This is a genomic window from Leptolyngbya sp. FACHB-711 (assembly GCF_014695615.1).
GTDB lineage: Bacteria > Cyanobacteriota > Cyanobacteriia > Elainellales > Elainellaceae > Leptolyngbya_A.
Genome location: NZ_JACJOR010000283.1, coordinates 1 through 2,538 on the forward strand (window position 1 = coordinate 1; position 2,538 = coordinate 2,538).

Annotated in this window: 3 protein-coding genes and 1 riboswitch; all 3 genes read left to right on the plus strand. The window is 51.1% G+C overall.

The window, feature by feature from the left end; all coding sequences use genetic code 11:
- Positions 1–244: 244 nt before the first annotated feature.
- Positions 245–371: riboswitch (guanidine-I (ykkC/yxkD leader) on the plus strand.
- Positions 372–510: 139 nt separating this feature from the next.
- Positions 511–1,302, plus strand: coding sequence for an urea amidolyase associated protein UAAP1 (locus tag H6F80_RS11135; protein WP_190791623.1), 792 nt, complete (start codon positions 511–513; stop codon positions 1,300–1,302).
- A 31-nt stretch (positions 1,303–1,333) separates the two neighbouring features.
- Entirely contained in the window at positions 1,334–1,969 is a 636-nt protein-coding gene (locus H6F80_RS11140) for an urea amidolyase associated protein UAAP2 (RefSeq protein WP_190791624.1), read from the plus strand.
- A 7-nt stretch (positions 1,970–1,976) separates the two neighbouring features.
- Positions 1,977–2,538: biotin carboxylase N-terminal domain-containing protein (locus H6F80_RS11145; RefSeq protein ID WP_277879117.1), on the plus strand; the 562-nt coding region annotated here is incomplete at its 3' end.

The following is a 2,538-nucleotide window of genomic DNA, read 5'->3' on the forward strand; positions in this document are numbered from 1 at the left end:
AACCCAATATTCCTTTCAGGTTTAAGCCTGCTTTTAGCCCACCTACGATCGTGCCGAGAGAACCTCGTTTGCCGCTGCCACAGTGACTTATGAGCTAATATAAGCGAAATCAACCCGCTGGCATTGAGTCCCAGGCTCACCCCTCAATCACCCGTTGAATGATTCATTGGGCTTGACTAATGTTGCCAAAAGCGGTTTTATCTAACATAGGCTGAATCAAAATTGAATTCAATCGCAACTGAATAGGATTCGCTTCTAGGGTTCCGATCGGGCTGTAATTGGCGTGATGGCTGGTCCAAGAGAAGCAGCTAGCTTGAGCTTCTAGCTTTGAAGCCAGGTTAGTCACACGGCGGGAAAAAAGCCCGGGAGAACCATACAGGACTTGAGTAACTGTTGGTCACTCCTGGGCTTTGTTATTGAAGGCAGCGTGATTCTAGTTCCTTCTTTTCAGTTTCGTTTTTTGTTTCATTTCTGTTTTAACTGATCATTCAACCGAAACCGGAGGATTCTATGGCGCAATCATCTGTTTTGCCGAACTCAGATTTGCCGAACTCAGATTCATCTCCAGAGACGACTCCCCCTGACGGAGCAGTGCTTCGCCTCGATCTGGGTTTGATTCTGCGCGATGAAAAATTGCCCGGTAGCGCGTACTGGCATGGCGTGATCAAAGGGGGCAATACTTTGCGCATCACTGATTTAGAAGGCTCTCAGGGCGTTTCTCTCATTTGCTACAACGCTGATAATCCGATCGAGCGACTCAACGTTGCCGATACTGCCAAAATTCAGTTCAATGCCTTCCTGAAAAAGGGCATGGTGATTTATTCCGACATGGGGCGCGTGCTGTTCTCGATTACCGAAGATACGTCTGGCTATCATGACCTGTTCGGCGGGTGCAGCAATGCCGCCAGTAATGCGGCGAAATATGGGGAAGGTGATTTTTGGGTTAACGCTCGCGATAGTTTCCGCAGAGCTGTGACGCGATATGGGCTGAGTAAGCGCGATATCCCACCCAACCTCAACCTGTTTACGCGAGTGGCGATCGAGCCAGACGGCAAAATGACTCTTGTGCAGGGAGCCGAGAAACCGGGAAGCTTTATCGATCTCCGCGCCGAAATGAATGTGCTGGTCGTCCTCTCGAACTGTCCCCATCCGCTGCACCCCAGCACCGTTTACGAACCCAAAGCCATTCAAGTCACAGTCTGGAACTCCCCTGCTCCCGCCGCCGATGACCTCTGCCGGACTGCCAATCCTGAAGCAGAGCGCGGCTTTGTCAATACAGATGCTTTGTTTGCTCAAGACTAACTGAAAGGGATTAATTGAAAGGGATAAAACCATGACGACAACATCAACCCAGCTCGATCCCAAAACTGCAATTTACGACGAAGTGGTTCCTGCCCGGCATCCCTGGTCGCGGGTGCTCAAGCAGGGACAGATCATGCGAATCGAAGATCTGGGCGGCAATCAGGCAGTTGATTTCCTGGTTTACAGTGCTGATGATCCGTCTGAGCGTTACAGTGCCCAGGATACAACCGTGGCTCAGGGCAATCTTTATCTGACGACGGGCAGCAAACTGATTTCAAATGATGGTCGAGTGCTGATGACCATTCTGAATGACACCTGCGGACGACATGACACCTCAGGCGGAGCCTGTAGCTGCGAAAGCAATTCGGTGCGGTTTGGACTGGACAAACGCTATCAGCACGCCTGCGTCGAAAATTTCCTGACTGCGCTCGCACCTTACGGTTTAGGCAAGCGGGATATGGTGAGCAACATCAACTTTTTTATGAACGTCCCGGTTTCTGAGGACGGTACACTCGAAATTGTGGACGGCATTTCTGCCCCTGGCAGCATTGTTGACCTGCGAGCAGAGATGAATACGCTGGTTGCGATTTCAAACTGTCCCCAGATCAATAATCCCTGTAATGCGTACAATCCCACGCCGATTCGGATCATTATCTGGGAAGGGTAGAAAACCAATGTTCACCAAAGTTCTCATTGCCAATCGCGGCGAAATTGCCTGCCGGATTATTCGGACACTCGATCGCCTCGGTATTGCATCCGTGGCAGTGTATTCAGACGCAGATGCTCATGCTCAGCATGTCATGATGGCAACCAAAGCTGTGTGGATTGGTGCATCCCCAGCGGCAGAAAGCTATCTCCGGTTCGATCGAATTCTGGAAGCAGCACAGCAAACCGGAGCGCAGGCAATTCATCCGGGCTATGGCTTTTTGAGTGAGAACATTGAATTTGCTGCCGCCTGTGAAGCCGCAGGCATCGCGTTTATCGGTCCTACCCCTGAGCAAATTCGTGCCTTTGGATTAAAGCATCGGGCACGTGAACTGGCAGAGCAGCATCGAGTGCCGCTTGTGCCTGGAACTGGGCTACTCGAAGATGGGGAGATCGCAAGAAAAGAAGCGGAGGCGATCGGCTATCCGGTGATGCTGAAAAGCACGGCAGGCGGCGGCGGCATTGGTATGCAGGTTTGCTTCTCTGAAACAGAGTTAATTGATGCGTTTAAAAAAGTAGACCGTCTGAGTC